5 protein-coding genes are annotated in these 7,491 nt (G+C 62.1%); 1 reads left to right on the top strand and 4 read right to left on the bottom strand.

All coding sequences use genetic code 11. From position 1 onward, the window contains the following. The first annotated feature begins 522 nt into the window (after nucleotides 1–522). On the top strand, nucleotides 523–1,011 hold the full coding sequence (locus C493_RS18460) for an Lrp/AsnC family transcriptional regulator (RefSeq protein ID WP_007261011.1): 489 nt from the start codon (nucleotides 523–525) through the stop codon (nucleotides 1,009–1,011). 101 nt (nucleotides 1,012–1,112) lie between these two features. Here the strand turns inward: C493_RS18460 and C493_RS18455 are convergent, their stop codons facing one another. From C493_RS18455 to C493_RS18440, 4 genes are all read right to left on the bottom strand, one after another. Continuing rightward, the gene (locus tag C493_RS18455; RefSeq protein WP_007261010.1) at nucleotides 1,113–2,960 is read right to left on the bottom strand and encodes an archaea-specific SMC-related protein; all 1,848 of its coding nucleotides are present in this window, start codon (nucleotides 2,958–2,960) and stop codon (nucleotides 1,113–1,115) included. A 6-nt stretch (nucleotides 2,961–2,966) separates the two neighbouring features. Next, nucleotides 2,967–3,551, bottom strand: a complete 585-nt coding sequence (rdfA, locus tag C493_RS18450; protein ID WP_007261009.1) for a rod-determining factor RdfA — start codon at nucleotides 3,549–3,551, stop codon at nucleotides 2,967–2,969. Nucleotides 3,552–3,673: 122 nt separating this feature from the next. Next, nucleotides 3,674–5,332 carry a class I adenylate-forming enzyme family protein gene (locus C493_RS18445; protein ID WP_007261008.1) on the bottom strand — a complete coding sequence of 553 codons (1,659 nt, stop codon included), beginning with the start codon at nucleotides 5,330–5,332 and terminating at the stop codon, nucleotides 3,674–3,676. Between the two features lie 665 nt (nucleotides 5,333–5,997). Further along, nucleotides 5,998–7,005 carry a TIGR04024 family LLM class F420-dependent oxidoreductase gene (locus tag C493_RS18440; protein WP_007261007.1) on the bottom strand — a complete coding sequence of 336 codons (1,008 nt, stop codon included), beginning with the start codon at nucleotides 7,003–7,005 and terminating at the stop codon, nucleotides 5,998–6,000. Nucleotides 7,006–7,491: the final 486 nt, after the last annotated feature.

Below are 7,491 nucleotides of genomic sequence, written 5' to 3'. Positions count from 1 at the left end.
CCATCAGAGATGTGTATAAGAGACAGGGTGAGGCGCCGGAGTCTCGAGCGATCGCGCTCGAAAAGCGGTAACCGTCGACTCGCCGATGCCCGGTCAGAGTAACGCTACTATCGTGACGTCTGCGAGCGATAGTGGCCACTGAACGTCACTGCACACCTGATCGCCCGACGGACGCGCGGCTCGGAACGAAGTGAGAGCCACAGAAACGCGAACGGAGAGGGACGACCCGTGAGCTGTGTGAGCAGTGTGGAAATCGTTTCAGATATTACTATAATAACATCTCCGCAGTTTCGGTTCGCGAGTCCCAGCCGCTACCGTCAGTATCAGGATCGCTCATCGCGGACCGCCGTGACGACGAGCGCCACTCGATCCCGGATCGGTTCCGTCGTTGCGCTGGCAGCCGACGGCGTCGTTAACTGCCCGGTCGTTTATTCGCTCCGTCGATCGAGACGGGCATGCACGGTCGATATCGGACGGTGGTTATCTAGCGATTTTAAGGGGTGGTAGAGACAGTACTCGACCATGACGAACCGCTCCGACGACGACGTACTCGAGATAGACGAGATCGATCGACGCATCCTCGAGATCCTCGCGAACGATCCGCGGAGTCCGTACGCCGACATCTCGGACGAGTTGGCCGAATACGACATCGAACTCAGCAGCGAGGGAGTCCGACGGCGCGTGACGACGCTGCTCGAGAACATGACGAGTTTCTTCCTGCCGCGTCCCGAACGGAACAGTTGGGAGATCGTCCTCATAACGGTTAGCACCGCCACCGGACCGAACTCGAAGCGGGACACCTTCGAGGCGATGTCGGAGATGGACTTCTGGTTCGTCGCCGAAGGGTTCGGAACCATCGATCTTTACGGAATCGCCACCGCGAAATCGAATCCGGAGATCAACGACCTGCTCGTTCGGTTACAGGCCCTCGACTCCGTGACCGAGGTCGAGCACTTCATCGAAACGGATCGCGCGGTGAATATTAGAAACTACCTCCCAGTTTACGAATGAGAGTCGCGTGACGGGATGAATGGCCCTCGAAACGTTCGTTCCACCCTGCTCGATCGAGTGAAACAAGCGACTGACAACTCGATGCGACGACCAGCCGTCGGTCAGTTCTGGACCGGCGACTCGAAGATCACCGTTTCGAAGTCGGCATCGACGGTCGATTCCGGATGGGCGGTCGCGACCAGGAAGTCGGATTCGTCAGCGAAGTACTCGACGAGACGGCGTGTCCGTTCGTCGTCGAACGCGCCGAGCGAATCCAGCGCGAGGACCGGCGCCACGTCAGTGACGTCGAACGTGACGAAGCCGGCCAGCGCGAGGACGAGTCCGATCATCTCCCGCTCGCTCTCGGCGAGGTGCTCGATCGAGTCGGACTGGGTTCGGCCGTCGATCTCGCGGGCGATGACGAGTTCGAACTCGCCGTCGAGCCAGACGCGCTCGATCCGGTCGAACTCGAGGACGTCGAGCAGGTCGTCCATCGTCTCGTTGAACACCGTTCTGAGTTCGGTCTCGAGGTTCTCGATTCGATCCGTCAGCGCCGTGATCTCCTCGGAGAGGCGCTCGACGTCCTCGCGCTTCTGTTCTAGCTCGACGCGCGTTTCGCGAAGCGACTCACAGGTGTCCTCGAGCCGTTCGATCTCTCGTCGAAGCGTCTGGATTTCGACGCGCGTCTCCTCGATTTCGCCGGTCAGTTCGGACTGCTCGGAGCGCTGGTCGGCCGCCCGGTCGGCGATGTCGTCGTCGAGTTCGTCGAGTCGGTCGCGGATCGACCGGCGTCGCTCGCGTTGCTCTTTGAGGGAGTCGCGGCGGCTTTCGAGTTTCTGCTCGAGGTCCCGTTTTTCGGTCTCGAGGCGTTTCACTTCCGACTCAGACTGTCGAACGTCCTCGATCTGCTCGGTGAGGTCGTCGATCTCCGGTTCGCGCTCTCGCTTTCGTCGCTTGTCGGCCTCGACGAGTTCGTTTAGCTCCGCGACCGTCTCCTCTAGCTCGTCAACGGGGGCGGACCGACCGCACGTCCAGCAGGTCACTTCGTCGCCCATCAGCCCCGAATCGCGTCCGAGGACGCCGGTGAACTCGGAGTCGAGCATCTCCCGGTTCGCGGTGAGAGCCGACTGCAACACCTCGAGGCGCTCCTGAATCTCGTCGAGTTCCGAGCGCGCGGACTCGCGTCGGTTCTTGAGCGTCTCGACGTCGGTTCCCTCGGCGGCGTCGCGTGCGGCTTCCAGTTCGTCCTCGATCTCGGTTCGTCGCTGCTTGAGTCGGTCGATCGCGGACTCGAGTTGATCGATCTGGGTCTCGCAGTCGGCTTCGTCGGACCGCAGATCGGCCCGTTCCTCGCGAAGTTCCTGGAGTGCGTCGTCGGTTTCGGTCGTCTCCTGTTCGTCGTACAGCGCTTCGAGCGTCGACTCGAGGTCGTCGAGCCGGTCGCGTTTCTCCCCGAGTTCCCGCTCGGTATTCTCGAGGCGGTCCTCGACGTCGCCGGCCGACTCGATGTCGGCGGTAAGCTCTCGCTTTCGGTTCATCTTCGCCGATCGCTGCGCCTCGAGCGCCTCGATGTTCATCGGCTCTTTCAGCAGCGACTCGACGTCGTCGTTGCGAGCCACGGCGCTTCTGAGCGAGTTCGTCTCCAGGAGTCCCGCAAACCGCTCGAGGAGCGTGACGTCGTCGGTTTCCGTGACCCACGCGTCCCCGTTCGTCTTGACGCCGGCATCCGTTCGTCGAGCGACCCGTTCGATGCTCTCGTCACCGACGGAGAGCCGCACGCGGGCTTCGTCGGCCCCGCTTCGGATCGGAACGTCCCGACTGCCGAGCGCGAAGAGCAGTCCCTTCAGGAGCGAACTCTTGTTCGCCGCGTTCGGGCCCTGAATGAACGTTGCCCCCGCAGAAATCGAGACTTCTTTTCGTTCGATACCCCCAATATTTTCCAGTTCGATATGTAGCGTTCGATCGGACATAGTTAGTTAGTTAGTGCAGTTACAGACGTACTCTCTTCTGATCGCTCGATCCGCGGGAAGACGCGCGTTGCAGTTCTCGCACTCGAGTTCGACGTCGACGGAGACGGTAACGTCGCCGCCCGCGGACAACCGATCCTTGTTTCGAAGCGACCGGACGGCCTCTTCGATCTTCGTCGTCGCGTGGCTCGTCGAAATTTCGATCGCTTCCCGTTCCCACTCTCCGCTCGAGAGGTCGACGTCGGAGTCGAGACAGTCCTTCAGATGGGTACGGATCACGCCGTAGGAGACGAAATCGGCTCGCAACCGCTCGATCGGGACGCCCGCGTTCGACAGCTCCGTCGCGACTTCCTCGGCGATTGCCTCGTCCGAGCGGAGTCGCTCGTACTTCGATTCGGCTTCGTCACCGAGAGTCGAGAGCCCCGCGCGGTCCATCTCGCGGCGTAACATGAGCGTGTTGAACCACTCGGCGAGCTGTCGATAGCCTTTCCGCTGGGGCGGGTCCGCCTGCCACTGTTCGAGCAGTTGCGTCTCGTATCGCTGCATTCCGTACTCGTCCAGTATTCGACACACTTTACAGCCGTACTCGCTCATCGGTCGTTCTTCACACCGGCTCTAAATAAGTACAGCGGTTCGAGCAACTATAATAACGTGGCGTCTGCCGATCCGCGCTCGTTACCGGCAGTACGGAGTCGCCACCGGGCCGACCGAGCGATTCACTCGCCGAATCCGTCCGCTCCCAGTCGATCCCGGAGGTCCGTCTTGAGAATCTTCCCGACCGGATTTCGAGGGATCTCCTCGACGACTTCAAGCCGTTCGGGACGCTTGTACACGGCGACGTCGTCGCCCATGTACTCGGTGATGTCCTCGAGTTCGAGATCCGTCTCCGGCTGCGGGACGGCAAAGACCGCAACCCGTTCGCCGAGGTCGTCGTGCGGTTCGCCGACGACGGCCGCGTCCGCCACGTCCGGATGTTCGATGACGATGTTTTCGACTTCCTTCGCGCTGATGGTGAACCCGCCGCGGATGATGACGTCCTTTTTGCGGTCGAAGAAGCTCATGTAGTCGTCTTCTTCGACCCGGAACAGATCGCCGGTGTAGAAGTACCCGTCCTCGTCGAACGCGTTTTCGGTGAGGTCGGGCTGGTTGTAGTAGCCCGCCATGAGCCCCGGCCCCCGAAACGCGACTTCGCCGACCTCGCCGGGTTCGGTCAGTTCGTCGCCGCGTTCCGGGTCGACGATTCTGATGTCGACGGCGTCGACCCGCGGGTCGTCGATCCCCCAGTCGACGTCCGACGCGAACCGAGGGAAGTCGGTCGCCCGCCGCTCCAGCGGCGTCGTCTTCGGGCCGCTGATAGCCGACGTGCCCTCGTTTTGCCCCCAGATATTGATGATCTCGATCCCCCACCGATCGTCGAACTCGCGCATCGCCCACTCCGAGGGCGCGGCCGACCCGGTCGTGATCGTTTCGACGCCGCTCAGGTCGAACTCGTCGACGTCGGGGTGTTTGAGCACCTGGTTCAGCATCGTCGGCACCAGAATGGTAAACGTGACGCCCTCGTCTTGCATCTGCTCGACCATCATCCCGAGATCGATCGGGTGGTGAAGGACGAGCGTGCCGCTCGTGAGCAGCCACGGAACGTAGTTGACGCCGAGCGCTGTCATGTTGACCAGCGGCGCCGCACAGAGGATCGTCCCGCCCTCGGACATCTCGCACAGCGGCGGCGTCGGATTCGATCGCCAGTTGTTGTGCGTCATCGGGCAGGCCTTGGGATCCGCGGTCGTCCCCGACGTCCACTGGAGGTTGAACACCTCGTTCGCGCCGACGTCGACCGACTCGAGTGCGGACGGATCCGGCGTCGCGGTCGCAAACTCCTGAATATCCGAAAGCGAGAGGATACGCTCGAGCGCGTCGGATTCCGCCGCGAACGCCGTCGCCATCTCGACGTGGTCGAACCCCTTGAACTCCCGCGGGCCGATGTAGGCGACGGCGTCGGTCACGTCGACCACGTGTTCGAGTTCGTGTCGGCGCCACTGGATCGGCATCGGCGACGCGATAGCGCCCGCTCGGGCGATCGCCAGATACAGCATGGCCAGTTCCAACGTGTTCGGCAACTGCAGGACGACGAAATCGTCTTTGCCGATGCCCCGCTCGCGGAGCGCGGTCGCGACGGCGTCGACGGCGTCGGACAGTTCAGCGTACGTCAGTCGTTCCGGGTCGCGATCGACCAGTTCGCGCGCGTTCGGCGGATCCACCACGGCCGTCCGGTCGGGGTGGCGCTCGACCGTCTCCGCGAACCGATCGAGCAACGTCTCGTTTCCCCAAGCATCCGCCGCTTCGTACTCCGCGATCAACTCCTGATCGTGTAGCTCCATTGCATTGGTGAAAGATAACACGGTTCGTGATAGGTGTTTTCCCGGGGCGACCGCTCGAGGCCAGCGACTCACCGGCCGACGCGGTGTCATCGGTGCGAGCGACCGGCGATCCAGAGTGCGGATCGCCGCCGGCCGTCCACGAAGCCGAGCGGTACCGGAGCGCGGCGAGATCGGTCCGCTCGAGAGGCGTGAGTCGATCGAGGGGGTCGTACGCTCCCGCCCAGTGTATCTCTCGGTTATACGACCACTCCGCCTGTAGAACAGAGCAGTAACTCACGTATAAGTCAATTCTGATCCAGAGCGGAGCCCGCTCCGTCTGCGACTTATACACGTCTAACGTGGCGAAAGAAGGACACAGTGTCGGCTAGAGGGGCGTTCCTCCATCGAAACACGAGATCGCCGATTCTCCAAATCACACTCGGTAATGACGGAACGAACTACCACTTCAAACGAGCGCTAGGCGGTTAGATTTCGTCGTGTGGTCTCGAGGGCGTGTCGCTAATCGATTCTCGAAGCGAACAGTATTGACAGTCATAGCGTCTTACCTCCACTACCTGTATTTCCTCATTGGAGCAATACCAGAGAGTGTTAGGAGTAGGCAACTCAATTACCATTTCTAGCCCGACGACTATCGCACCCCGTTCTAGAACGCCGTGAGGGGACGGTCAGATCGCCTCAGTGACCGCCTCCATCGTCGTCCGTTTTTCGTCTTCGCTCATCTCGTTGACGAAGCCGATCCGGACGGCGTCGACGCCGTCGATCGAGGCGTACTCTTCGACCCACGCCCGCACCTCGTCGGGCGTTCCCGCGGGTCCTAGCTCGTCTACGACCTCCTCCGGGAGCGCGGCCGCCATGGCCTCGGTGTCGCGGTCGTCCCACGCCGCCCTGATCTCGTCGACGACGTCCTCGTAGCCCTGTTCGGCGACCGAGTTGCCGTAGTAGGGGCCGTAGGCGCCGAGCAGGAACGCGAACGTGCTGCGGGCTTTCTCGCGGGCGGTCTCGCGATCCTCGCTTGCGATACAGCGAACGATCGGCGCCACGCGCAGGTCGTCGAGGGCCTTGTCGCCGAGTTCCGCCCCGCGCTCGAGGTCCTCGAGTCGTTCCTCGAGGCCGTCTTTCGTGAACAGCTGCGGCGTCCAGCCGTCGCCGAAGCGACCGGCCAGCTCGGTGGCCTTGGGCCCGAGAGTTGCGACGTCGATCGGCGGCGGGTTCTCCGGGACGCCGCGGTCGTAGTTGAGCCCGGCGATGTCGAAGATTTCGCCGTCGTAGGCCGGATTCCCGTTCTCGTAGACGGCGCGGATGATTTCGATCGTCTCGCGGGTGCGCCGCAGCGGACGGTCGAACTCCTGGCCGTGCCACCGTTCGGTCAGCGCCGGCGAACTCGGTCCGAGGCCGAGTCGGAATCGTCCGTCAGACGCGTCCTGTAGCGTCAACGCGGTTTGAGCGAGCAGCGCCGGCGAGCGCCCGTACGGCGAGACGACGTCGTTCGAGATGCCGAGGTCCGTGGTCCGGTCGGCGGCCAGCGTCAGCGGCGGGACGATGTTCCAGTCCGTCGTCTCGCCCACGGTGATGCGATCGAAGCCGAGTTCCTCCGCCTCGGCGGCGCGGTCGCCGACGTCCTGTGGCCGTTCGTAGTCGTAGAGCCGGATCAGCAGGTCGAGTTCGGCGTTCACGGGTCTGCGCTCCGTACTGACTGGTGGGTCGGTTGGTTGATAGCCATTAGCAGCCACCACGCAACCAAGCCGCATAAATTTCAGCGTTAGTGACTAGTTCTTGTTATATTTGCCAAGAGCCGATGTCCGTCTCGTCGGTGCGTCCGTCGACCAGCAACGCGGTCGCCGCGCTAACAAAACCGACGGACGAGTAGTTCATGGCTGGTGGACGGTTCAACGAAGTGAATAACTGTCGAGACCACGGAAGACGGACCGGTATCCGTTCCCCGCATCGGAACGCAATCCAGTGCTGGTAGTAGTAATATCCCAGCACGTTAGTTGGGAAATTTGCGAGGGCGCTCCTCGAGGCGTCGACCAGCGATGCGTCCACGAACGACTACTGACTGGTACTCTCGCCTTATCGTGTGTGTCACGAACAAACAAACGGTCTGATGTGCAGCGGGATGTATTTACATCTATACTGTTGTAAATACACGTCAGGAGTGG

It is taken from the genome of Natronolimnohabitans innermongolicus JCM 12255, assembly GCF_000337215.1.
GTDB classification, from domain to species: Archaea; Halobacteriota; Halobacteria; order Halobacteriales; family Natrialbaceae; genus Natronolimnohabitans; species Natronolimnohabitans innermongolicus.
The sequence above is the reverse complement of the archived record's forward strand: the minus strand, read 5'-3'. Positions and strand labels throughout refer to the sequence as shown.